The organism is Pseudomonas sp. F3-2, assembly GCF_038804275.1.
Classification (GTDB): Bacteria; Pseudomonadota; Gammaproteobacteria; order Pseudomonadales; family Pseudomonadaceae; genus Aquipseudomonas.
The window spans coordinates 1,182,752-1,207,633 of record NZ_CP152388.1 but is presented as its reverse complement, the minus strand read 5'-3'; the positions used below and the strand labels follow the sequence as shown (position 1 = coordinate 1,207,633).

The 24,882-nt window shown below is 57.7% G+C and carries 20 protein-coding genes, 1 tRNA gene, 1 pseudogene and 1 riboswitch; of the genes and pseudogenes, 19 read left to right on the top strand and 3 right to left on the bottom strand.

Translation table 11 applies throughout. From position 1 onward, the window contains the following. Window positions 1-23 precede the first annotated feature (23 nt). Window positions 24-722, bottom strand: coding sequence for a uracil-DNA glycosylase (ung, locus tag AAGQ88_RS05485; RefSeq protein ID WP_342655745.1), 699 nt, complete (start codon window positions 720-722; stop codon window positions 24-26). Between the two features lie 170 nt (window positions 723-892). On the opposite strand from ung, the gene AAGQ88_RS05480 reads away from it, so the two are divergent. Beyond that, complete coding sequence (locus AAGQ88_RS05480; RefSeq protein ID WP_342654648.1) at window positions 893-2,005, top strand: enoyl-CoA hydratase/isomerase family protein; 1,113 nt, start codon at window positions 893-895, stop codon at window positions 2,003-2,005. A 338-nt stretch (window positions 2,006-2,343) separates the two neighbouring features. On the opposite strand, the gene AAGQ88_RS05475 is transcribed toward AAGQ88_RS05480, so the two are convergent. Beyond that, window positions 2,344-2,901, bottom strand: a complete 558-nt coding sequence (locus AAGQ88_RS05475) for a hypothetical protein (RefSeq protein WP_342654647.1) — start codon at window positions 2,899-2,901, stop codon at window positions 2,344-2,346. A gap of 276 nt (window positions 2,902-3,177) precedes the next feature. Beyond that, a riboswitch (guanidine-I (ykkC/yxkD leader) is annotated at window positions 3,178-3,279 on the top strand. A 60-nt stretch (window positions 3,280-3,339) separates the two neighbouring features. Here AAGQ88_RS05475 and AAGQ88_RS05470 point away from each other — a divergent pair. The 12 genes from AAGQ88_RS05470 (at window position 3,340) to AAGQ88_RS05415 (ending at window position 18,755) form a co-directional block, all read left to right on the top strand. Continuing rightward, entirely contained in the window at window positions 3,340-4,407 is a 1,068-nt protein-coding gene (locus AAGQ88_RS05470) for a putative urea ABC transporter substrate-binding protein (protein WP_342654646.1), read from the top strand. A gap of 26 nt (window positions 4,408-4,433) precedes the next feature. Further along, window positions 4,434-5,249, top strand: a complete 816-nt coding sequence (locus AAGQ88_RS05465) for an ABC transporter permease (protein ID WP_285423200.1) — start codon at window positions 4,434-4,436, stop codon at window positions 5,247-5,249. Further along, window positions 5,246-6,010 (top strand): ABC transporter ATP-binding protein, encoded by a 765-nt coding sequence (locus AAGQ88_RS05460; RefSeq protein WP_093461452.1) that lies wholly within the window; start codon window positions 5,246-5,248, stop codon window positions 6,008-6,010. Before AAGQ88_RS05465 ends, AAGQ88_RS05460 begins: the two co-directional genes overlap by 4 nt. Before the next feature lie 11 nt (window positions 6,011-6,021). Next, the gene (locus AAGQ88_RS05455; RefSeq protein WP_342654645.1) at window positions 6,022-6,747 is read left to right on the top strand and encodes an urea amidolyase associated protein UAAP1; all 726 of its coding nucleotides are present in this window, start codon (window positions 6,022-6,024) and stop codon (window positions 6,745-6,747) included. An 11-nt stretch (window positions 6,748-6,758) separates the two neighbouring features. Beyond that, window positions 6,759-7,388, top strand: coding sequence for an urea amidolyase associated protein UAAP2 (locus AAGQ88_RS05450; RefSeq protein ID WP_342654644.1), 630 nt, complete (start codon window positions 6,759-6,761; stop codon window positions 7,386-7,388). A gap of 125 nt (window positions 7,389-7,513) precedes the next feature. Further along, the gene (locus AAGQ88_RS05445; protein WP_342654643.1) at window positions 7,514-11,296 is read left to right on the top strand and encodes an urea carboxylase; all 3,783 of its coding nucleotides are present in this window, start codon (window positions 7,514-7,516) and stop codon (window positions 11,294-11,296) included. 124 nt (window positions 11,297-11,420) lie between these two features. Then, complete coding sequence (locus AAGQ88_RS05440) at window positions 11,421-14,744, top strand: DUF6543 domain-containing protein (RefSeq protein ID WP_342654642.1); 3,324 nt, start codon at window positions 11,421-11,423, stop codon at window positions 14,742-14,744. Window positions 14,745-14,841: 97 nt separating this feature from the next. Continuing rightward, on the top strand, window positions 14,842-16,323 hold the full coding sequence (locus AAGQ88_RS05435) for a sensor domain-containing diguanylate cyclase (RefSeq protein ID WP_342654641.1): 1,482 nt from the start codon (window positions 14,842-14,844) through the stop codon (window positions 16,321-16,323). Beyond that, window positions 16,320-16,538, top strand: coding sequence for a cysteine-rich CWC family protein (locus AAGQ88_RS05430; protein ID WP_342654640.1), 219 nt, complete (start codon window positions 16,320-16,322; stop codon window positions 16,536-16,538). The genes AAGQ88_RS05435 and AAGQ88_RS05430 overlap by 4 nt, the downstream gene beginning before the upstream one ends. A gap of 22 nt (window positions 16,539-16,560) precedes the next feature. Next, a complete protein-coding gene (locus AAGQ88_RS05425; RefSeq protein ID WP_342654639.1) occupies window positions 16,561-17,253 on the top strand; it encodes a pseudouridine synthase in 693 nt (230 codons plus the stop codon). Between the two features lie 313 nt (window positions 17,254-17,566). Beyond that, window positions 17,567-18,451, top strand: coding sequence for an alpha/beta hydrolase (locus AAGQ88_RS05420; protein ID WP_285423193.1), 885 nt, complete (start codon window positions 17,567-17,569; stop codon window positions 18,449-18,451). Window positions 18,452-18,681: 230 nt separating this feature from the next. Beyond that, a tRNA-Gly gene (locus AAGQ88_RS05415) sits at window positions 18,682-18,755 on the top strand. Between the two features lie 350 nt (window positions 18,756-19,105). On the opposite strand, the pseudogene AAGQ88_RS05410 reads toward AAGQ88_RS05415, so the two are convergent. After that, window positions 19,106-19,258, bottom strand: a pseudogene (locus AAGQ88_RS05410) (IS5/IS1182 family transposase); the annotation flags it as partial. Window positions 19,259-19,804: 546 nt separating this feature from the next. Here AAGQ88_RS05410 and AAGQ88_RS05405 point away from each other — a divergent pair. Genes AAGQ88_RS05405 through AAGQ88_RS05380 form a run of 6 tightly spaced genes read left to right on the top strand, consistent with a single transcriptional unit; the run spans window position 19,805 to window position 24,874 of the window. Further along, window positions 19,805-20,554: an ArpA protein gene (locus AAGQ88_RS05405; protein ID WP_342654638.1), complete on the top strand. Its 750-nt coding sequence runs from the start codon at window positions 19,805-19,807 to the stop codon at window positions 20,552-20,554. Window positions 20,555-20,570: 16 nt separating this feature from the next. Further along, complete coding sequence (locus tag AAGQ88_RS05400; protein WP_342654637.1) at window positions 20,571-21,023, top strand: VOC family protein; 453 nt, start codon at window positions 20,571-20,573, stop codon at window positions 21,021-21,023. Window positions 21,024-21,032: 9 nt separating this feature from the next. Then, window positions 21,033-21,473, top strand: a complete 441-nt coding sequence (locus AAGQ88_RS05395; protein WP_342654636.1) for a DUF3291 domain-containing protein — start codon at window positions 21,033-21,035, stop codon at window positions 21,471-21,473. 10 nt (window positions 21,474-21,483) lie between these two features. After that, window positions 21,484-22,353 carry an iron-containing redox enzyme family protein gene (locus AAGQ88_RS05390; RefSeq protein WP_342654635.1) on the top strand — a complete coding sequence of 290 codons (870 nt, stop codon included), beginning with the start codon at window positions 21,484-21,486 and terminating at the stop codon, window positions 22,351-22,353. Further along, window positions 22,350-23,591 carry an ATP-grasp domain-containing protein gene (locus AAGQ88_RS05385; RefSeq protein WP_342654634.1) on the top strand — a complete coding sequence of 414 codons (1,242 nt, stop codon included), beginning with the start codon at window positions 22,350-22,352 and terminating at the stop codon, window positions 23,589-23,591. Before AAGQ88_RS05390 ends, AAGQ88_RS05385 begins: the two co-directional genes overlap by 4 nt. Before the next feature lie 35 nt (window positions 23,592-23,626). Beyond that, window positions 23,627-24,874, top strand: coding sequence for a cation:proton antiporter (locus AAGQ88_RS05380; protein WP_342654633.1), 1,248 nt, complete (start codon window positions 23,627-23,629; stop codon window positions 24,872-24,874). Window positions 24,875-24,882 lie beyond the last annotated feature (8 nt).

The window sequence follows — 24,882 nt, the reverse complement described above, 5'->3', positions numbered from 1 at the left end:
ACCCGACAGGCCAAGCACCTGCTTCAGACGTTTGCCGGCAGCCGCCACTCGATCGGCGAGATGCCGTTGTCGACCAGAAACTTGTTCGCCATGCCGAAATGCCCGCAGCCGAGGAAGCCTTTGTAGGCCGACAGCGGTGAAGGATGCACGGACGTCAGGATCAGGTGCTTGGTGGCATCGATGAATTTTTTCTTGCTCTGCGCGTGAGCGCCCCACAGCAAAAACACCAGATGCGGCTGGTGGGCGCTGACGGTTTCGATGATCTTGTCAGTAAAGTGCTGCCACCCGCGCCCCGCATGGGAAGCGGCATTCGCCCGCTCGACGGTAAGGGTGGTGTTGAGCAGCAACACACCCTGCTCGGCCCAGGATTGCAGATAGCCATGATTGGGAATGTCGATATTGAGATCGCGCTTGAGCTCTTTGTAGATGTTGACCAGCGACGGCGGCGCGGGCACGCCTGGCTGCACCGAGAAGCACAGCCCGTGCGCCTGATTGGGGCCGTGATAAGGATCCTGACCGAGAATGACCACCTTGACGTTGTCCAGCGGGGTGGAGTTCAAGGCATTGAAAATCAGCGGGCCTGGCGGGTAGATCTCCTTGCCCGCCGCATGTTCCTGGCGCAGGAACTCACGCAGCTCGCCCATGTAAGGCTTCTCGAATTCCTCGCGCAGGGCCTGCTTCCAGCTGGCCTCCAGTTTGATGCGGTCGTCATTGGTCATGATGCTATCCGGCAGGAACAAATGGGCGGACTTTAGGGGTTGTCGCCAATTATTTCCAGCGCAGCGCACGCCGCGTTTTCTACACTGGTCTGCGTCACCTGATTTGCAACTTCCCGGCGTCGACGGGACTCACAGTCCTTTATAGATGCCCGTACCACTGACAAGAGGTCACGATGAATCTGCAATTCGAAGAGCTCACCGCTACCGATGGCGCCCGTCTGGGCGTTGCCACGCTGGACGCGGAAAAATCCCTGAATGCCTTGTCCTTGCCAATGATCCTCGCCCTGCAGGATCGGCTCGACGCGTGGGAAAGCGACTCCGGAATCGTCTGCGTGCTGTTGCGCGGCAAGGGCGAGAAGGCCTTTTGCGCGGGAGGTGACGTCAGGGCGCTGATCGAGGCCGGACAGGGAAAAACCGGAACCGTCCCACCATTGGCGGCGCACTTCTTCGCGGCTGAATACCGACTGGACTACAAGCTGCACACGTATTCAAAACCGCTCATCTGTTGGGGCCACGGTTATGTCCTTGGCGGAGGAATGGGCTTGCTGCAAGGGGCCAGCATCCGCGTCGTCACGCCAAGCAGCCGGCTGGCAATGCCGGAAGTCAGCATTGGCCTGTATCCCGATGTAGGCGCCAGCTGGTTCCTGTCGCGATTGCCCGGCAAGCTCGGGCTGTTTCTGGGCCTGACCGGCGCCCACATCAATGGTCGCGACGCGCTGGATCTGGACCTCGCCGATCGGTTTCTGCTGGACGACCAGCAAGAGGAAATGATCGACCGGCTGCTGCAGATCAACTGGCAGGAACAGACCGCGGTGCAACTCAACAGCCTGTTCAAGGCCTTGCAGCAAGAGGCCGTCGAGCAGTTGCCCCAGGCCCAATGGCTGCCGCGTCGAAAGGCCATCGACGAACTGCTGGATGTCGCCGATGCACCGGCGGCCTGGAACGCGTTGAAGCTTGAACTCGGCTCGCACGACGCGCTGATCGCCAAGGCCGCGAAGACGCTGATCGAAGGATGCCCGATGACGGCACAGCTGGTCTGGGAACAGATACAGCGCGCTCGACATATGTCGTTGGCCGAGGTCTTTCAACTGGAGTACGCCATGAGCCTCAACTGCTGCCGTCATCCCGAGTTCGCCGAAGGTGTACGCGCCCGGTTGATCGACAAGGATCAGACGCCGCGCTGGCACTGGCAGGACATCGCGACGATACCGCTGGCCGTGATCGATGCGCATTTCGAGAAGGCCTGGGAAGGACGCCATCCGTTGGCTGATCTGTCGGAATATTGAAGGTCGGTCAGGCAGAAGCGTGGCTTGCTGCGTGTTCGGTTGTAGAGCAGTCATCAACCTGGCGCATTGGCAGTTCCAGGCAGATTCGGTGCGAAGGATTGACTGCCGCTGCGCGCCAGATCGCGGGGCAAGCCACGCTCCTACACGTTGACTTGACAGATACAGCGCTCCCAGCCGTCGTATTCTGTATGCCAGGGGCATCAGCCAGATCGGCGTGCTGGATTGGCCGCCGTTGCATGCCAGGTCGGGACAAGCTACACGGCCGCAGGGTGAATCGGCAGGACAAAAAACGGCGCTCTCAGGAGCGCCGTTCAATTTTCTCACCAGGGAAGTCTGCTTCAGCGATTTCCGCCGCCTGGACCGCCGTGTCCGCCACGGCCGAATCCGCCGTCCTGACGAATGCCGCCTGAAGGCCTTCCCGGAGGTCGACCTCCACCGCCGCCACCGCCCGGATTGCCGTTCCATCCCGGACGCGGACCATTACCGCCACCGCCAGGCCTCGGACCGGGCGGCGGTGGGTGATAACCGGAGCCACCGCCACCGTGATAGCCGCCTCCTCCGCCGTTCCAGTGACCACCACCGTAACCGGGTCGACCACCGCCGTATCCAGGGCGACCGCCATAGCCCGGACCGTAATAGCGTGGCGGGGCGTAATACCGCGGAGGCGGCGCGTAGTAGCGCGGCGCCGAGTAATAACGCGGTGATGAGTAATAAACCGTTGATCCGTAATAACCGGATGGAGCGTAAGGGCGATAGCCGTCGTACACATAACTGCTGCTATAGCCGCTGCCGTAGACCGGTCTTGGCAGCGTATACGTCTCTGACTCGTAATAGCCTCCGTAGCAACCTGCGAGGGACAGTGTCATCAAAACGGTGAGCAAGCTTCGTCGATACATGGCGGCCTCCCGGACCGCGATAGAGCTCGAACCAGCGGCGCTGGTCGGCGTTCTCCCAATTGCCGAGAACGTAATTTAAGACTGCCGGATCCGTTTCGAGTGCCCCAGCTCAAGCCCCAACCGCCGGACGGCGCCCCGCAACAGTGCATATTCTTCCGCTCGGCAGACCAGGTTTTCGCCATTGCTCCCACCCACCAAGGCCTGCTGCAACTTGGCACAACTCTCGCTTGGTAAACCTTGTGCAGGAGTCAACACCGGTTCGCGGCACCACAATTTGCAATAGCCGACTAGGGTTCCGGCTCGCTTGAAGCGAGTGGCTGGTCCGAGAGTTGGCGACCTCCAGTAGAGGTTACACGGCGGGATAAAAGCCCGGGAGACAGGACACCAGTGGTGTCGCCGTGCTCCTGAACGTCCCTTTTCGCTACTGGAGGTTTTCCAATGCAGAAGTCCCCTCTCTTCGGCCTGATCACCGCAGGCCTCATCGCAGCTTTCAGCCTCTCGGCCAACGCCGCCCCGAAAAAAGATTTCGACGTTTGCTGGACGATCTATGCCGGCTGGATGCCGTGGGAGTATGCGGGTACTCAAGGCATCGTCGACAAGTGGGCCAAGAAGTACAACATCAACATCAAGGTCACCCAGCTCAACGACTACGTCGAGTCAATCAACCAGTACACCGCCGGGCAGTTCGACGGCTGCACCATGACCAACATGGACGCCCTGACCATTCCTGCCGCCGGTGGCGTGGAAAGCACGGCGCTGGTCGTCAGTGACTTCTCCAACGGCAACGACGGCATCGTCATCAAGGGCGACGGCAAGAAAGTCACCGATCTGAAAGGCATGGACGTCAATCTGGTGGAGCTGTCGGTGTCCCACTACCTGCTGGCCCGCGCGCTGGACTCGGTGGACCTGACCGAGAAGGACCTCAAGGTGGTCAACACCTCCGACGCAGACATCGCGGCTGCCTTCAACACCAGTGACGTCAAAGCCGTCACCACCTGGAACCCGATGCTGTCGGAGATCAAGGCCAAGCCTGGCGTCACTGAAGTGTTCGACTCCAGCAAGATCCCTGGCGAGATCATGGACATGATGGTCGTCAACACCCAGACCCTGAAGGACAACCCGGCACTGGGCAAGGCGTTGACCGGCGCCTGGTTCGAAGTCGTCGCACTGATGAACGCCAAATCCGCCGAGTCCAGCAAGGCGCTTGAGCACATGGCCAAGGCTTCGGGTACCGATCTGGCCGGTTTCCAGTCGCAGCTGGACACCACCAAGCTGTTCGCCACGCCTAAAGAAGCCCTGGAATTCGCCACCAGCAAACAGCTGCCGAGCACCATGCGCAAGGTGGCCGACTTTTCCTTCGAACACGGCTTGTTGGGCGAAGGCGCCAAGGACTCGAGCGCGGTGGGCATGACCTTCGCCAACAGCGTGACCGAGGGTGACAAGGGCAATCTCAAGCTGCACTTCGACCCGAGTTACGTGCAGATGGCCGCTGACGGCAAGTTGTAAAACCCGCTCCGCTGAAGGTCACATTTATGCGTCTGATAAACCGCCGCCCGGATCGCGCCAGCCGTTTGATTCTGGTGATCCTGCCGTTCGCCCTGCTGCTGTTCGCCTACTTCACAGGCTCGGCAACGCGGCTGACGGAAAACCCCAACGACAAGCTGTTGCCCAGCGCCGTGCAAATGACGGATGCGATCAAACGTGTGGCGGTCATTCCCGACCAACGCACTGGCGAGTACATCCTCTGGCAGGACACCGGCGCCAGCCTGCAGCGTCTGGCGATCGGGCTCGCGATCAGCGCAGTCGTCGGATTGTGCCTGGGCATTGCGTCGGGCGTGCTGCCGCTGTTCGGTGCGCCGTTGTCTCCTCTGCTGACCGTGCTGTCGATGGTGCCGCCACTGGCGATTCTGCCCATCCTGTTCATCGTCTTCGGGCTGGGCGAGCTGTCGAAAGTGATGCTGATCGTGATCGGCATTACGCCCGTGCTCGCGCGTGATCTGGAGCAGCGCGCCCGGGAAATTCCGGTGGAACTGCTGATCAAGGCACAGACACTCGGCGCTTCGACATGGACGTTGATTCTGCGCGTGGTGCTGCCGCAGCTGCTGCCGCGCCTGTTGATCTCGCTGCGGCTGGTGCTGGGTTCGGCGTGGCTGTTCCTGATCGCGGCGGAAGCCATTGCGTCCACCGACGGGTTGGGTTACCGGATCTTTCTGGTGCGGCGGTATCTGGCGATGGACATGATCCTGCCTTACGTGGTCTGGATCACCTTGCTGGCCTGGCTGATGGACTGGGGCCTGAAGGCGCTCACGCGTAAAGCGTTTCCGTGGTACGAGGGGGCGCGCGCATGAGCTTCATTTCGGTCAATAACGTTTGGCAACAATACGGCGATCAAGTGGTGCTCGAAGGCCTGAACCTGAGCATTGCCGAAGGCGAATTCTGCACCCTCGTCGGCGCATCGGGCTGCGGTAAATCGACGTTCCTGCGCCTGCTGCTGGGTCAGGAAGTGCCGAGCAAAGGCAGCATTCTGCTCGACGGCCAACCCTTGGCCCGAGAGCCTGATGCCAGCCGCGGCGTGGTGTTTCAGCGCTACTCGGTGTTTCCGCACCTTTCGGTGCTCGACAACGTCGCGCTGGGACTCGAACTGCCACGTTCGGCGCTGCTGGGGCGACTGTTCGGAAAAGCCAAACGCGACGCGCGGGAGCAGGCTTCGGTGCTGCTGCACAAGGTTGGCCTGGGCCACGCGCTGGACAAATACCCCACGCAGCTGTCAGGCGGCATGCAACAACGTCTCGCCATCGCCCAGGCGCTGATCATGAAACCTCGCGTGCTGTTGCTCGACGAGCCCTTCGGCGCACTCGACCCAGGCATCCGCAAGGACATGCACGCGCTGCTGCTGGACTTGTGGCGCGAGACGCAACTGACCGTGTTCATGGTCACCCACGACCTGTCCGAAGGCTTCAATCTCGGCACGCGCCTGATGGTCTTCGACAAAGTCCGCCACGACCCGCACGCCCCCGGTGCCTACGGCGCCCGCATCACTTACGACATTCCCCTGAACAGTGATCGCCGCGCCGCGCGCGCGGCCATCGAATCGCTGCAAACGGCTTGAAGGATTTCGACATGACTGATTCAACCACTGTGTTTCCGGTTTTCGCCGAAGAGTTGCTGCCCGGCGGCGGCCACCTGTCTTTCGTGCTCAAACGTGGCGAGCTGCTGCGCCTGACCGACATCAATGGCAACGCCAACGTCAGCCTGACGATGTTCAACGCTCACGAGAAAACCGAGCGACTGAACCTGCCCGACAGCCTCAAATGCCAACACACGGCGAAGCTGACCACCGGCCACTGCCTGTACTCGGACATGGGCCGCGTATTGGCGGCGATCACCGCTGACACCTGCGGCTGGAGCGACAGCATCGGCGGCGTGCTGTGCGCCGAAGAAGTGACTGAAAAATACGGCCAGGGCCGCTATCAGGAACTGCGCAACGGTTTCTTCCGCAACGGCGCCGACAACCTGCTGGTGGAAATGGGCAAATGGGGGCTGGGGCTGTCCGATCTGCTGATGACCCTGAACCTGTTCAGCCGGGTCAACGTCGATGATCACGGCGCACTCGCCTTCGTCTCCGGCAACGCCAAAGCGGGAGATTACATCGAGCTCTATGCCCCGATGGACACGCTGGTCGTGCTGACCGCGCTGCAACACCCGATGGACCCCAATCCCGAGTATGCCCCGCAGCCTGTGAAGCTGAGCTGGATGAAAGCTGACGCCAGTGTCGCCGAGCACTGCCGCACCTCGCGCGAGGAAAACGTGCGCGGCTTCATCAATACCGACCGCCTGTTCGCCTGAGGACGCCTGCCATGAACACTGCACACACCCACACGAACGCCCCCGTTTCCATCACCCATATCCCGGCAGGCGAACCGTCGCTGACCGAGCTCAAGGCCGGGCAGACCCTGCGCCTGCTCGACCTGGAAGGCAATCAGGCGGTCGATACGCTGTTTTACAGCCTCGCCGACCCTCGCGAGCGCTATGACGTACAGCGCACGTTGCGTCGGCAGAACAACGTTTATCTGAGCAAGGGCAGCGTGCTGTATTCCAACCTCGGCAAACCGATGCTGACCATCGTCGAAGACACCTGCGGGCGCCACGACACCCTTGGCGGCGCCTGTGCGCAAGAGAGCAACACCGTGCGTTACGCGCTGGAAAAACGCCACATGCACAGCTGCCGCGACAACTACCTGCGCGCCTGTATGCACGACGGCCGCCTGGGCAAGCGCGACATCAGCCCGAACATCAACTTCTTCATGAATGTGCCGGTAACCGCGGAAGGCGGCCTGACCTTTGAAGACGGTATCTCAGGCGCGGGCAAGTACGTGGAACTGCGCGCTGAAATGGACGTGATCGTGCTGATTTCCAACTGTCCGCAGCTGAACAATCCGTGCAACGGCTACAACCCGACGCCCGCTGAACTGTTGGTGTGGGATTGAGCGAGCGGCGCTCACCGATCTGACGTTTCGGCGCGAGGGACGGCCTTCGCGCAACCAGTACCACAGCGGGACGGCCCGCTACCCCAGTTCGGGATCGATGCTCGTCGGTCTCCAGGGTCAATGCCATGTTCGACACACTGCTGATCGCCAACCGCGGCGCCATTGCCTGCCGCATTCTGCGCACCCTGCGCACCTTGAACGTCGAGGGCGTGGCGGTTTATTCCGAAGCCGATGCCGCCAGCCTGCATATTCTCGAAGCCGATCAGGCCCACAGCCTGGGTGAAGGCGGCGCGGCCGGGACTTACCTGGCGGTGGACAAGATTCTCGCCATCGCGCAATCCACCGGCGCCAAGGCCATTCACCCAGGCTATGGGTTTCTCTCCGAAAACGCCGCGTTCGCACAAGCGTGTGAAGACGCGGGCATCGCTTTCGTCGGTCCGACGCCTGAGCAACTGCGCGTGTTCGGGCTCAAGCACACCGCCCGCGCACTGGCCAGACAGCATGGCGTGCCGATGCTCGAAGGCACCGAACTGCTCGACAGTGTCGAGGCGGCCCTGAGCGCAGCAGCGGCGATCGGCTACCCGGTGATGCTGAAAAGTACGGCAGGCGGAGGCGGCATCGGCATGCGCGTGTGCCGCAGCGCCAGCGAGCTGAGTGAATCGTTCGAAGCGGTCAAGCGTCTGGGGCAGAACAACTTCAGCGACGCAGGCGTGTTTCTGGAGAAGTACATTCAGCGCGCTCGTCATCTGGAGGTTCAGGTATTCGGCGATGGTCAGGGGGATGTCATTGCGCTGGGCGTGCGGGATTGTTCAGTGCAGCGGCGCAACCAGAAAGTGCTCGAAGAAACCCCCGCGCCAAACCTGCCCACCGGCATGGCCGATGAGTTGTGCGCCGCAGCGATCCAACTGGCGAAAGCCGTCAGTTATCGCAGCGCGGGCACGGTCGAATTCGTCTTCGACAGCGATGATCAGCGCTTTTATTTCCTTGAAGTGAACACGCGGCTGCAGGTGGAACACGGCGTCACCGAGCAGGTCTGGGGCGTCGATCTGGTGGCGTGGATGATTCAACTGGCGGCCGGTGATCTGCCGCCATTGCCGCAGTTGGCTGCGAAACTCAAACCGGACGGTCATGCGATTCAGGCACGCCTGTACGCCGAAGATCCGGGCCGGGATTTTCAGCCAAGCCCAGGCCTGCTGACTTCCGTGCAGTTTCCGCCTGCCGACGGTCGACAGCTGCGTATCGACACGTGGGTCGAAGCCGGCTGCGAGATCCCGCCGTTCTTCGATCCGATGATCGCCAAAGTCATCAGTTGGGCGCCAGATCGGGCAGCGGCCAGCGCCGGGCTGTCGAAGGCGTTGAGCGAGTCGCGCCTGTATGGCGTCGAAACCAATCGCGACTATCTGCGCCAGATCATCGACGATGCGCCTTTCGCCAGCGGCCAGCCGTGGACGCGCTGTCTGGAAGGCCTGGTGTACCGCGCCGACACATTCGAAGTCCTCAGCGGCGGCACCCAGACCAGTGTTCAGGACTATCCGGCGCGCCTGGGTTACTGGGCAGTCGGCGTCCCGCCATCAGGGCCCATGGACAGCCGCTCGCTGCGCCTGGGCAATCGCCTGCTGGGCAACCCTGAGGGCTGCGCCGCGCTGGAAATCACCATGAGCGGGCCGATGCTGCGCTTCAATACCGACGCGGTCGTGGCGGTGACGGGTGCGGTGATCCCTGTGGCGCTGGACGGCGAAGCGCAGCCGATGAATCAATCGCTGCGGGTTCCGGCCGGTTCGACCTTGTCGCTCGGGACGATCGCCGGCGCTGGCGCGCGCAGTTACCTGTGTCTGCGCGGCGGGCTGGATGTGCCGGATTATCTGGGCAGCAAGAGCACGTTCACGCAGGGTCAGTTCGGTGGACACGGGGGACGTGCGTTGCGTGCCGGCGATGTCCTTCATCTCGCGCCGCTGGTGGACCGCAGCGCCGGTCAGCAACTGGCCGCCGAATTGATCGCCGATCTGCCGACGGTGCGGGATATCCGGGTGATCTACGGCCCGCACGGCGCGCCGGAATACTTCACCGAAGGCTACATCAGGACATTTTTCGACACCGACTGGGAGGTGCATTTCAACTCCAGCCGCACCGGCGTCCGCCTGATCGGGCCTAAACCTGAATGGGTGCGCGCTGACGGCGGCGAAGCCGGTTTGCACCCCTCGAATATCCACGACAATCCTTATGCCATCGGGGCAGTGGATTTCACCGGCGACATGCCGGTGATTCTCGGCCCGGACGGCCCGAGCCTGGGCGGCTTCGTGTGCCCGGTGACCATCATCGAGGCGGACTTGTGGCAGTTGGGGCAGCTTAAGGCGGGGGATAAAGTCAGGTTCCATGCCGTAAGCATCGAGACAGCCCGCATGCTGTTTTGTAGGAGCGCGCTTGCCCGCGAAGATCGCCTCCGTTCAGGTGGGAGTGAGCTTGCTCACGAAGCGGCCAGTGCATCCAGTACCCCTTCTGCGGCCGGAACTCAGCATTCGCGAGCAAGCTCGCTCCCACAGGGATTCGATGTCGCCGTCCGCTCAGGTGAACGTCAATCAGGTGGGAGTGAGCTTGCTCACGAAGCGGCCAGTGCATCCGACAAATCATCTGTGGCTGGAGAGGAGGTTTTTCTGCAGTCGCCTGTCGTCCTTGATATTGGCGTCGCCGACACGCGCCTCGTCGCTCGTCTGTCCGGCGATACGCACCTGTTGCTGGAGATTGGCGCGCCGGAGCTGGATCTGGTGCTGCGTTTTCGTGGCCACGCGCTGATGCAGGCGCTGGAAGGCAAACGCCTTGCGGGCGTGATCGACCTGACGCCGGGCATTCGCTCCCTGCAAGTGCATTACCAGCCCGAGCAACTGCCGCTGGCCGAACTGCTCGCGGTCGTCGCGGGTGAATGGGACGGCGTCTGCGCCAGCAAGAATCTTGAGGTGCCTTCGCGCATCGTGCACCTGCCGCTGTCGTGGGACGACCCGGCCTGTCAGCTGGCCATCGAGAAGTACATGACGACCGTGCGCAAGGATGCGCCGTGGTGCCCGAGCAACCTTGAGTTCATCCGTCGCATCAACGACCTGCCGAACCTGGACGAAGTGCAACGTACAGTGTTCGACGCCAGCTATCTGGTCATGGGGCTGGGAGATGTCTACCTCGGCGCGCCCGTCGCCACGCCGCTGGACCCGCGCCATCGGCTGGTGACCACCAAGTACAACCCGGCGCGCACCTGGACCGCCGAGAACTCGGTCGGCATCGGCGGCGCCTATATGTGCGTTTACGGGATGGAAGGTCCGGGAGGCTATCAATTCGTTGGCCGCACACTGCAGATGTGGAACCGCTACCGCGCCGTCGAAGCGTTCGATGGCAAGCCCTGGCTGCTGCGTTTCTTCGACCAGATCCGCTTTTATCCGGTGAGCGCCGACGAGCTGCTGAAAATCCGTCGCGACTTCCCGCTCGGGCGTTACCCGCTGCAGATCGAGCACAGCACGCTCAATCTGGCGGACTATCAGGCGTTCCTGGCTGAAGAGGCCGACAGCATCGCGGCGTTTCGCGCTCAGCAGCAAGGCGCTTTCAACGCCGAGCGCGAGCGTTGGATTGCCAACGGTCAGGCGACTTTCGAGAGCGAGGAAGCGGTGGCCGAGTCCAGCGAAGAAGCGCCATTGCAGGCCGGGCTGATGAGCGTGGACAGCCATATCGCCGGCAATCTCTGGCAGGTGCAGGTCAACGTCGGCCAACGCGTCGAAGCGGGGGAAACACTGGTGGTGCTGGAGTCGATGAAGATGGAGATTCCAGTGCTGGCGCCCGTTGCCGGCATCGTAAGCGAAATCCGTGTGCAACCCGGCTCCGCCGTGCGCTCGGGTCAACGGGTCGTGGTACTGGAGGCGTCGACCTGACCGCCACGCCCGTGGGCTCGCTCGCGCGCAGGCACAAAAACCCGTCGCAGGCGCCATAAATAGTTAGCGCCTTTCGACGGACTTACCGCGCCATAGTGAGGGTCTTTCACGTGGCGCAGTATTCATGAACGACAGCATCCACCCATCGGCCGATCACGGCCTGAATCTCAACATCAACGACGCCCTGCCAGACCCCGCTTTCTCGGGCATCCCGCCCTTCGAAGAAATGACTCGGCCTGAAACCGCACCACCCGCCCAACTGCAAGCCGATGCGCCACGCACGCTGGATCACAGGCGTCTGGCGCAGCTGTCCGCCAGCCCCGTCGCCACACTGTTGGTCGGCTCGGCCACGGTTTTGCGCGCCTGGCAACTGGATCTGGAACTGCCCCCTTCGATCCACGACCATCTGGACCGCTGCCTGCAGGCCGGGCTGCGAGATGAGTATGGCCAGACGCTCGATCTCGACGCGATCCACATCGGTTTCAGCACCGACCACGCGCCTGAAGTGCACAGCAACGGTGAGGAGCGTTTCGAGCGACGACTGTCCCTGCGGCAACTGGGCCGCGCTGTTCTGGACCCTGCCGCCTTCCTCGCGCTCAAGCGCTGTGCCGAGCCCGATCGCGCGCTGCGGGACGAGCTTCCCGGCTTCACCATCAACGCGTTCTTCAAACAGCTCATCAGCGCTCGCTGGACGCTGGAGTACGAGCAGACCCTGGGCCAGTTCTGGGCGCGCCATCGCGACACCTGGCAAACCCTCGCCAAACTGTCGTTTCTCGACGGTTTGTGCCGACTGCGAGCACGCAAACGCATCGACAAGGAAGGCTACGCCCTCGCGCTCGATGCGTTGGGGCTGGACGCGTTTCCGCGCACAGTGGTGCGGCTGCGTCAGGGCAAGCGACGCCGCGGCTCCTCGGTCTGCGGCATCGCGCTGAACGGCAGAATCATTCCTGGCGTGTTTCACCTGAAAGCCAGGCACACCGGCCACTGCTACGTTCATGTGCTCGGCCAGCATCCGCAATGCCGCGAATACATCAGCGACGACGCGCCGTGGCGTGCGCAAAGCGTTCTGAATGCGCTCAACGCGTCCGAGTGGCATCGGCTGCATCTGCAGCCCGGCGATTTCGAACAAGGGCTCACGCTGACAGAACCGGTGGACGACGTGTTCACCCTGCTGCACCGCGCGCAGGAGGCGTTCTGCACAGCGAGACTCGAGTCGGGCGACGCCTGCGAACTTCTGGAAAACGACGCCACCGACGAGGATGACTGTGTGGTGATGCCGATCCTGCCGGCGCTGACGCTGATCGGCACCCTGAACCATTGGCACGACCCCGCGCAGATGCCGCAGCGTGTGCCGACGCCGTTGAAACTGGCCAACCGAATCATGAGGAAATGGCTCAAGCATCAACATGGCCTGGATATGGACCCACGGCAGGTGTTCATCCGGTATTTGCGCGGTACGTCGACGACGCCGTGGGGGCGCCCGTCCATTGCGGCCGGCAATGTCATGTTCACCCCTGATGAAGCACCTGTCGCGCTGGATCAGGCAGTGGTGGACAACCTGCGCGTGCGCGCTCCGCAAGGCTATGACGACCACGGCGGGCGCTGGGTCGTGTACGCGGACCCGAGCGCCGCGGGCCACTGGACAGGCCAGAACGAACTGCCCATCCGCGCAAACGACGTCGACGCCTACCTCGCAAGCGTCGATCTGCTGTCCTTGATGCAGCGCCGGCTCGAGCGCTTCTGGCGCAGTCAGCGCGACGCGATAGAACGCTCCTTGTGTTCGACCCTGATTGGCCAGGCGCTCGTGAGCCTGAAAAGCGGCGGTCTCTCGATTGACGATTTCAACTCGCTGGCGGCGGCGATGGAAGCCGCCGAATGGCAGACGCCGCACGCCTCGCTGCAGTGGAGCACGCTGGGGTTTTATGTCAGCACCGGACTGCCCGCCGAGAGTGACTGCCCTTTTTGTGTGGGCCTGTTGCTGCTGCGCCACAAGGATCGACCGGGCGGCCTGCTGTATCAGGCCGGCCAGACACAACCGTTCATGGCGTTTCGCGACCCGCGACAACTGACCGATCACCTCGCGCGTGCGGCCGGTGACGAGCAGTGGCGCCGGACGCTGCTCAACCACATGCCAGCCCGTTATCACGTCAGGCTGACGTACATCCTCGAGCTGTGGGCCGGCATCAGGCAGCCACAGGAGCAGGTCTCCATTCTGCGTCCGTGGCTTGAACCGCTCTACCGCCCGCACGCTCACAAAGCCCGACAACACACGCTGTGCGAGATGCCGGTGGACGGGTCGCCGGCAGCCTTCATTTGTCAGGGCCTGCAACGCAACAGCCTTTACGATGCAGAGGACAGCATCAAGACCGACCGGGAGGTGGCGCTGCGCAACTGGACCCGACTGGCTGAGCGATTGCAGTTGCTGCTGGCACCGCTGGCGTTGCTCATTCCCGCGGCGTCCATTGCGTCGCTGACCGCAGGCGCCGCCACACTCGCGCTTCATGTCCAGGCCGCTCATCTGCCCGGGGATCGCGAGGCGGAGCGTCGGCAGGTTTTGTTCGCCATTCTCTCATTGGGGTTACTGCAGATGGGACCGGCCACGCCCCGACTGCTGCGGGCGTTCAGGGCTATCAGCGTGTCGAACCCACTGCCGGGGCGAGCGGTGCCGATTGCTCCGGCGCGCGGTTTCAGCGGTTGGCTTGAACGCATCACTGCATCGCGCAAGACCACCCTCAAGCCCTTCTTCAACGATCTTGGCCCGCTCAAGACCTGGAGCGTGGCCGGAAACGCGACGTTCGGGACAGAACCGGTGCGAGCCTGGAAACTCGGGCGGCGGTTTCTGCTCTGGACGTCCGAACACCGACAGGCGCGCACGCTGGTAGTCAGCAGCCACGGCTATTATCTGCCCTGGACGCGCACAAGCGCCGTTCCCAACGGCACCGAGTTGAGGACCTACGCGCCCCATGGTCACTCGCTGGTCGACCCGTCGCTGCATCGAGTGGTCAGTCAGAAGGTTGCGCCTTATTCGCTGCTCAATGACACGCACACGCTTCCGGGCCCACGTACCGGCGAGTTGTCCGGCGCCCCCGGTGCCGACATTCTCATGGCCGGCACGCCCCTGGCAGGTCGCATCAAAAATTACACGCTGTCCAAATTCCAGAGTGAGCGCTACGAGAGCTACCGGCAAATCAGCCATATTGTGCGCAACTCTCATCAGCCCTCGCCCGGCAGCGACCTGCCTGCCGTCGCGATGGACGTGATGACCGTGCGCAACCGGTTCGGCATGCCCAACCCGAGCCTTGAGGATCTGTTCGCCGAATTGCATCGCCACGGCATTCATTACGACAGAATCCTGCTGCTGCATTGCCGTTGTTCTGCGCTCAGCTCGCTGCTGGGCCGGGCGCCGGAGTTTGTCGCGCCGCAGGGTTCGTCGCCGATAACGCCCTGATCCGGTCCGTCGCAAACTGAAAACGCCCATGGCGCAAAACAGTGGCCGCAAGCTAGCATGTCCGGCTTAACGGATTAATCATTCAAGCGGATCGGTCATGCCCCTTCGTTCCACGCTCCATTCACAACGCTCCCTGCTGTTGACGTTGGTGATCCTTTTGGGGAGCGGCTTTCTGGCAACGTCCTTGCTGAGTTACTTCGCCTCCAGGGACGCCATACGCGACAGCATCGTCAACACCGAATTGCCGCTGACCTCCGACACGGTGTACTCGGAGATCCAGAAAGACCTGGTCAGGCCAGTCCTGCTGTCGTCGATGATGGCCCGCGATACGTTCGTGCGGGACTGGGTGGTGGCGGGTGAAAAAGATCCGCAGCAGATGACCCGCTACCTCAAGGAGGTCATGGATCATTACGGCGCGTACACCGCTTTCTTCGTCTCCAACCAGAGCCTGACCTACTACCAGGCCAAGGGCGTCCTGAAAAAAATCCGCGCCGATGAACCCCGGGACGTCTGGTACTACCGCGTGCGCGACATGCGGGACCCGTATGAGATCAACGTCGATCCGGACATGGCCAACAAGGACAACCTGACCTTTTTCATCAACTACAAGGTCTTCGATTACAACGACAACTTCATTGGTGCCACCGGCGTGGGCCTGACGGTGGACGCCGTGATCAAGCTGATCGATCGCTATCAGCAGCGCTATCAACGCAGTGTCTATTTCGTCGACACATTTGGTCGGCTGGTCCTGACAGGCGCCGAAGGCGGCCCCAATGGCGCGAAGATCGGTCAGGTGCTGCGCGATCTGCCGGATCTCAAGGAGCTGCATCGGCAGATGCCGAAGCCCCACAGCGGCAGCTATCAATATGACGCCACCGACGACGGGCACTTTCTCAACGTGCGCTACATCCCGGAGTTGAACTGGTACCTGTTCGTCGACAAGCGCGAAAACGGCGCGCTGAACGAGATTCGCCGCTCCCTGTTTCTGAACCTGCTGATCTGCCTTGTCGTCATGATCGTGGTGCTGATTCTGCTCAACCGGGTCGTGCGCCGATTCCAGTTGCGCATCGAAACCCAGGCGATGACCGACAGCCTCACCGGTCTGCCTAACCGCCGTGGCTTCGACCGGATCGCCATGAATGCCATTGCCGAGACGCGTCGCGAGCACAAAGCATTGTCCGCGATGCTGCTGGACCTGGATCACTTCAAATGGCTCAACGACACCCACGGCCACCTGGCCGGCGATGAAGTGCTGAGCGGGTTTGCCGAAGACATCCGACGTTGCCTGCGCGACACCGACATCATTTGCCGCTGGGGTGGAGAAGAGTTCATCATTCTGCTCAAGGACACCAACATCAGCGGTGCCCGACGCGTCGCCGAGAAGATTCGCTTGCTGGCCGAGCAACATACTTATGTGTTCACAGGCTCCGCCCTACAAGTAACGGTAAGCCTGGGCCTCACCGAACTGCATCCCGACGACACCCTGCAAAGCCTGATCGCACGCGCTGACCAGGCGCTCTACAGCGCCAAACAAAGCGGCCGCAATCGGGTATGCACTGAAGCAGCGGAACCGGCATGACCCTGATATCCCCCGCCGCAGACCTGTGCCCGGTCTGCGGCCAGAGCAATCGCTGCACGCTGGCCGATCCACGCACGCTGGACCGCGCCTGCTGGTGTTTCAGCGAAACCATCGACCCCGCCGTTCTCGCCGCCTTGCCTGACGAGGTGCGCGACAAGGCATGCCTGTGTCCGCGATGCGCCGGGCTGGCTGATAAACACCTGCCGGCCCTATGACGCTCGCCTGCCGAACATAGCCATGCGCCTCGATCGCTTTCTCAGCAACCTCCCCCGCTTCAGTCGCAAAGACGTGCGCCTCGCGCTGCTCGCTGGCCGTGTGCAGGTCGATGGCTGCACGGTCCGGGATCCACTGCACGAGGTGCGTGAGTTCAGCCGTGTCATGCTCGACGACGAAGTGCTGCAGGAGGGCAAGCCCGCTCGTTACTTCATGCTGCACAAACCACCCGGATGCGTCAGCGCCACCACCGATCCTCAGCATCCGACCGTGCTCGATCTGCTGCACGAGCCTGACAAGCACGACCTTCACATTGCCGGGCGTCTTGACTTCAATACGTCCGGGCTGATGCTGATCACCAACGACGGCCAATGGTCGCGACGCCTGACCCAGCCAACCACCAAACTCCCGAAGGTCTACTACGTCGAGACCGAGCAAGCGATCGGCGATCATTACCTCGAAAAGTTCGCCGAAGGGTTCTATTTCGCTTTCGAAAACCTGACCACGCAGCCGGCGCTGCTCACGATCCTCGACAGTCACTGCGCCAGGCTCAGCATCGTCGAGGGCCGCTACCATCAGGTGAAACGGATGTTCGGTTATTACGACAACAAGGTCGTGCGCCTGCACCGTGAAAGCATGGGGCCGCTGGTCCTCGACCCATCGCTGGCGCCCGGTCAGTACCGGCCATTGACGGCTGAAGAGATTCAGCTGATCTGAAGGCTTGCGACCGCCCGGCAGATCGTGTCGGACAATTCACCAACGGCACTTGCGGGTTACCCGATCGCCTGCTTGAATCCAGACGTCGGTCCACAAGTGACCGGCGAGTCACCTGTGCATCCAAAAAAACGATTTCGCCGCTGCAGATGCCTCCCCTGGCACTGCGCCCGGCAACCCGCCCGCCAATAACAACACCTGTCGGACAGACCGTTCCGGACCGACATGGGGCCCCTTCAAGGCAAATGCCTACCTGTCACGAAACTCGTGCAACGTGGTTGCGCGCACACCTGTTTTTACGTCAGGAGACATGGATATGAGGCCAGAAATCGCTGTGCTTGATATACAGGGCCAGTTTCGGGTTTACACGGAGTTCTATCGCGCAGATGCCGCAGAAAAGACCATCGTCATGGTCAACGGCTCACTGGCCACTACTGCATCTTTCGCCCAGACCGTCCGCAACCTGTATCCGCAATTCAACGTGGTCCTCTACGATCAGCCCTACGCGGGCAAATCCAAGCCCCACAATCTTCATGAAAAACCGCTCACCAAGGAGACAGAAGGCCAGATCCTGCTGGAGCTGATCGACCACTTCAACGCCGAGCACATCATGTCGTTTTCATGGGGTGGCGCGGCCGCGCTGGTCGCGCTCGCGCATCGGCCCAAACGCATCGAAAAAGCCGTGATCAGCTCGTTTTCGCCTGTGATCAACGACCCAATGCGCGACTACCTCGAACGCGGTCAGCAACACTTGGGCGCGTTCGACCGCTACGAGGTTGGCACGCTGATCAACAGCACCATCGGCAAGCACTTGCCATCGCTGTTCAAGCGCTTCAACTACAAGCACGTCAGCTCGCTGGATCTGCATGAATATGCGCAGATGCACCATCACATCAATCATGTGCTGGACACCAACACCCAGCATCAACTGAAAGCGGCCAAGCGCATCAACGTTCCCGTGCTGTTCATGAACGGCGAATGGGATGAGTACACCGCAGCGCTGGACGCCCGGCTTTTTACCCACCACATTCGCGATTGCCATTTCACCACGATCCACGGCGCCGGCCACTTCCTGGACATGGAACACAAGGCGGCATGCCTGCAATCGCAAAACGCCCTGATGGACTTTCTCGCACCGACACCCGAGCCCGGCAGAACTCGCTATCGACAGGTACAGACGCACCATGCATTTGCAATCTGACCGTGCAGGTCTCAAGGAACGGATTCATTCGTCAACGCCCGTCATTCGCGGCGACGAATGAATCCTGTCCCTTCGCGCAACAACGCGGATTTCCCCGCCGACGATTTAACGCTTCAATTCACCGCCCGCATCTGGTACAAAGTCAGCCGCTGAAAGCGTCATAGCGTTCTTACAGCTGATACGAGGGTTCTGACAGACCTGTCCGTTCAGTGAGTAAACAGACGAAAAAAGCGGGTATAGTTTAGTGGCAAAACGAAAGCTTCCCAAGCTTTAGTTGAGGGTTCGATTCCCTCTACCCGCTCCACCTTCTCTCCTCGTTTCAATCCTCTGGCTCTTCCCCTCATCCGCATTCCTGGCTGACCCCGACGCCGATATTACTTCTCCATTCTCGAAGCCCTCTTGCAGTCAGTTGCACACTGCGTCATGCAATTTCAACGCTGATCAGAATGTCCTGACTGCTGACTTTGCGGCATGAAAATAAAATCATCAGCGCATCTTGGGAAACCGATATGCGCAGTCTCCCTACGAACGCTCCGATGTACTTTCTTTATGGCGGCCGCAGGTCGTAATGTGCTCAGCACGGAGCGCTATTTGCTGAAAATGGCCCAGTGCCAAGGAGATCGAGGGCGTTTTTCCCGGTTCTTCATGTCGGGAGCGCAACTCACCCACACCGATCAGCTCTCTTCGAGCCATTCGCAGATTCGGCAGGCCAAAGAGCGTAATCAGCTGAGCTGTATTTTTCATCAGCCCGTGAAAGCGTACTTTCACGTAGCCAAGCTAACGCTTGATGACCCGGAATTGATTATCTTTCTTGGCTTCAGGCGTCTCGCGGTTGCTGGTTCACCACCCAGTCTGATGATTTATATGGGTGGTAAAGCAGCCGGTCCATTCATTGAGTGCAGCACGACTGAGGGAGCACTCACGCAAATAACGTGCGGTAAGCTGCTAACCATCGACGCCTCAAAAAAATGAATGGCTTGCCGAACATGGGTTTACCACTACTCCCATAGCGACATTCGCCGAGAAATTGTTAAACACAGTCACAAAACGGTGACGGTACGTTACAAAACTTCGCCAGCTATAGCCTGCAATTGATATCACCGCCAAGCAAACCCCAATGGGGTACGAGCTTAAACGCTATCTATCTCATCGAAGCTGTTTCCTAATACCTAGGCATGTTCATGAATTAAATCAATAGTCAGTATCGACATACCGAATATGATGAAATATTACAACGTTTCAGGAACGAGTCCAAGTCTTATGAAGCAATATATCAGGAGCTTTATAGGTTGTAGGATCCAATTTGAGCCTTGATCTGAGGCCGCCCAACCATCCGCTTAAAAGGAATTAGTAATGACTGACGTTGCAGCTCCTGAAAAAACAATTGTGACTAACGACGATGTGCTCAACTCTGATCCTTTTACTGGTCGGGACTTTTTTTGGGAGCAACATCGCTTTGCCAGGGACGGATACCTCAAGATTAATCACTTGATCGATCCGGAAGTGAGAGACAAAATTTCGGAAGATGTTAAGTACTTGCTATCCAACTTCTCAAAACGTCGTGATTTTCTGATTGAGTCCACAGGGCACACCCCTCGTTACCTGAGTAATGTCACCCAAGAAAATATTGAAGCAAACGGCAAATATATCCCGGAGGCCTACAAGTCAAAATACTTGATGAGCTTGATTGGGAATATTGTGAAAGAAGACATTATCCCAACCCCATGGAAATGGGATCACTACATTATCAATAGTCAGCATAAGTCTGGCGACACCCATGGATGGCATTGGGGCGATTATCCTTACACGATTATTTGGATCGTTGAAGCCCCGAGCATTGAGGCCGGGGGCCTGCTTGAGTGCGTACCACATACCAACTGGGATAAGAAAAACCCACGCGTAGAGAATCTTCTTGTCGAAAACCCTATTGATTCATATTTTCATCTAACTGGAGATGTGTATCTGCTGAAAGCCGATACCACTCTGCATCGCGTTAAACCACTTACTCAAGACGTGACCCGCATCATTTTAAACACGACCTGGGAGCGGGCGCGAGATCGTGATCGCCAGGTTGAACATGAAACCTTCGTTTTCCGTGATTAAGAAGGATTAGCCACCAATGGGCACCGTCAAATATAGCCACACGAACTTAATTACAACTGATTGGAAACGGATTTCAAAGTTTTATATGGACGTATTTGACTGTGTTCCATCGGGCCCAGTGCGTCAGCTTTCTGGTCGAACTGTTGAAGATGGTACTAGCGTGTCGAACGCCAATATAGAAGGCATTCACTTGCGCCTTCCTGGGCACGGCAACAGTGGACCTACCTTGGAAATTTTTCAATACCGTAATGTTTTACAGCAAAACGAAACATTTGCGAATTCTAAAGGGTATACACACATAGCTTTTGAGGTTTCCGATCTCGATGAGACTTGCAGAAAAGTAGTGAAAGCAGGCGGCTGGATGCTAGGAAAGCTTGCTCATCAACCAGTCGAAGGTGTGGGCGTCTGCACCTTTGTGTATGTGCGAGATCCGGACAGAAACATAATTGAAATTCAAAGCTGGGAGTGATTGACAATAATGCATTTGGCACAATTTGACATCGTGAAGCCGAAGTTTCCGAAAAGCGATAGCCGCATGGATCCCTTCTACTCTTCAACTAAATATGTTAACGACTTGGCAGAAAGGCAGCCTGGGTTCATATGGCGTCAAAAAGAAGAGGACGCAGATTTACTGGAGGAGCTATGGGGAAGTGGTTATTTATATACGCTGTCAATATGGAAAGATGTTGAATCTTTAAAAGACTTCTTGTATCGAACACCGCACATGGAATTTCTCAGGCGCGGCAAAGAGTGGTTCGAGTTAATATCCAAGCCGCAAGTAGTGATGTGGTGGATTCCAGAGCGTACATTACCGACATTGAGAGAAGCTCATGATCGCATGGCACTTCTCTACGAGCGAGGCCCGTCGTACCAGGCATTCGATTTGAAAAATGCTCACCCTCCAATAGCCTTGTATTAGGAAGATAGAAATGATCACATCGCGCGAACAGCAGAGCAAGCTAGCACATTATTATCGGCTATTCATGGGCGACCCTGAAAATTTAGCCAAATCTACATCATTGATTCATCCGCTGCGTGAAGAAGCTGAAAAAATCGAGGATGAATGGAACAGCCATGAAGAAAGCTTTGTGGATCTGAGAGAACTTCCCCGATCAAAGGAGGAGTTTTTGACATGGTATCTGATGTGCGAAAAGAAAATAAATGAAGACATTCGTTTTTTCGTAGACTTCATGCGTCACAACGCCTCTGCCGAGCAAGTAGCATATTACATTTGTATGGAAGAAATGGTCGATGGTTCATTTGATGACTTGATGGCCATTACACAGCTTGGAATGCCGATGAATTGCAAAATGGTTGCGGCAGAAAATTACTGGGACGAGATGGGTAATGGGGACTTTTCGCTTGTCCACACAACCATGTTTAAAACGTCATCGAGCTACATGCGTCGATTGATTGCAGGAAAGGTTGAACTTGAAACCCCTCCTGTAGAATGCCTGATGAATGGCAACATACTGTTGATGTGGGCAGTCCGTCGCGAATACAACGTAAGGCTGATAGGTGCAATGGGATTGGTTGAAGGGTCTGCACCTGTTCGATTCGGCGCTACTACCGCTGCAATGGAGCGATTGAATCTGCCGCACGAAGTAGTTGCATATCATAAAGCGCACATTAGTATCGACACGCGCCACAGTGCAGCTTGGTTTGATAGGGTTTTGGAGCACTATTCAAGCTCCGGAGAATACATTATCCGAGAATTAGCTATTGGAGTGATGATTCGGTATAACGTCGCTCTCCGTTATTATAAATATATGTACGCAGCCATGAGGAAGATTGTATGACTGCCTCAAATGGTTCAATCGTGGTAATTGACCCTGTCAGCTCTGCACGGCGGTATGGCGTTGAAATAAGAAAAAAGGGGTACAAATCGATAGCATTAATCACTCGAAAGCAATACCCTGGCCAACTGCAAAGATTGCATAGCGTGGAAGGCTTTGATGAAGTGATACATGTTAACGGCGGAGCCACTGCGTCTAAAGTTTTACTAACTCAAAACGTAAAGGCTGTAATCCCTGGGTCAGATTCTGCTCTTAAGTTTTGCGACCAAATAGCCAAAGAGTTGTCGGTGCGCGGAAATCCTACCGAATCATATCGCGCGCGAGTTAACAAGCTAGAAATGAAAAAACGCCTTATTGCCAAGGGCGTGCCTGCCACCCAATCATATGAGATTTCGTTGGATAGCTTAAGCTCAGGGCTACCCATTGAATTGCCATTCCCAGTTGTTGTGAAACCGAGTCAAGGGACCGGTAGCAAAAACGTAAAAATCTGTGACTCAAGAAGTGATATTTACAAGGCTCTTGCCGCCATTGAGTCTACAAACGACTCATACAACAGTGATGAAAAACTCGCGTTAGTTGAAGAATTCATTCATGGACAAGAATATTTTATTGCTACTGCAAACCTGGGCAATGCAGCGTCTAAAAAAATTCTTTGCATGGCTAAATACGAAAAAATTCAAATCGGAAACAGCCCAAGCGTCTACAAAAATATTCGATCCATTCCGCCCATAGGTCCTGTCGCCGAACGCGCATTTGAATATATCAGAAGCATCAACGCTGCACTGGATTTTAACGTTGGGATCAACGATGTTGAGTTTAAAATCAATCAGGCCGGTCACTTTGTTATTGAGCAAAATGGCAGACTCCCTGGAGCAAACGTGCCTTCTCTGATCGAGTTATGCACAGGCATAAATTGCTATGACTTGAATCTTGATCTTTATTTGGGAAACACGACGCTAGACATCTCGGCCGAGTACACAAAGCATTTTTGCATCTGCTGTTTGATCTCAAATTCGAACGGTGTATTGAAAGAAATTGATGGAGTGCCTGAAATCGAGAAACTCAGCTCTTTCCATTCCGCCAGCCTTTTGGTAGCTCCTGGTGACAAAGTAGATGCCACCATGGATTTTCTATCCACTTGGGGCTTTGTATATCTTGTTCATGAAGACCCAGAAACTTTGAATATCCACGCGGAAACAGTTCATGCGCTCATGAAGATGAAATTTCAAGAAGCAAGCTGATCAATACTCATCATCAAATTAATCAGGGACGTATCATGTCTAATTGGGCGATACAAATATGCATCCTCCTTGCTGCTTCAAATCTATTTGGACAGGTCGCAAAAAAAATTGGGCAAAGTAAGGTGGTGGGAGAAATCTTCGCTGGAATAATTTTGGGCCCCACCATTTACGGATCGTTTTTTTCGGGCACATCTTTTGATATTTTTAAGCCCGAATCGCTTCATGTAATCGCTGGACTGAGCGAGCTTGGTTTAATGCTGCTAATGTTTGAGGTGCCGTGGCATGCGCCACGCATCACTGATGAGAAATTTCAGAAAATAGCGCCTGGATTAATTGCGTTATCTGGCATTGGCGTCTCATTTCTTATCGGATGCTTGATCGGTTTCTTTTCAAAGACTGCGCTGGCTCCAGATAAACCGCTGCTACCGTATATGCTTTTTTGTGGCATTGCGTTGTCCGTTACGGCCCTTCCTGTCTTGGTAAGGATTGTTAGAGAGTTCAACAATATTAGTGCCAAAGCTAGTGCCATATCCCTTTCAGCTGCAGTATATACAGATGTGTTTGCGTGGATTGGCCTTACGCTAGTGTTGACCGCGCAGCTAAGCAGCGCTCAAAGCCTTGAGGCAGGGCTGATCAGATTCACAGGACTGTTCGGATTGATTGTAGTGGCGATGTGGTTGATTAAACCCATGCTCAAGCTGTATATTTCAGCGTCCAAAAATGACCATGCAAAACTTTTCATCGCCATCAGCCTCTGCTTTAGTTTTGCACAGCTAACTTCCTGGTTGGGTTTTCATCAAGCGATCGGAGCTGTGCTTGCCGGATATGTTTTTTTTGGCATTCCAGGAGTGGCCGAAGCTTGGAAAAAAACAATATCTGGTTGTGCAGACTTTCTCCTTACGCCAGTGTTCTTCGCTTATTCCGGCCTCCAAGTTTCACTTATTTTTTCCGATGGCCTCAGCATTTGGGCATGGCTCTGCATTCTCGTTATCGGCGGATGTTTTGGTAAGATTTTCGGATCGTATGTGGCCAGTCGGCTGATTGGCCTGGATAAGGCGACCTCGCTGGAAGTGGGCGTTCTTATGAACACGAAAGGGCTCGTAGAACTCGTGGTTTTGGGTGTGGGACTTCAAACGGGGATATTGAGTGGTGCTGCATATAGCGTTTTGCTGCTATTGGCATTGATATCCACAGCGCTCACTGTCCCTCTTATAAGCCTCATTAATGGTACGGTGTCAAAGCCTGATAACCAGTACCGAGAAATTGGAAGGACAAGCGTTTGATTTTCGAT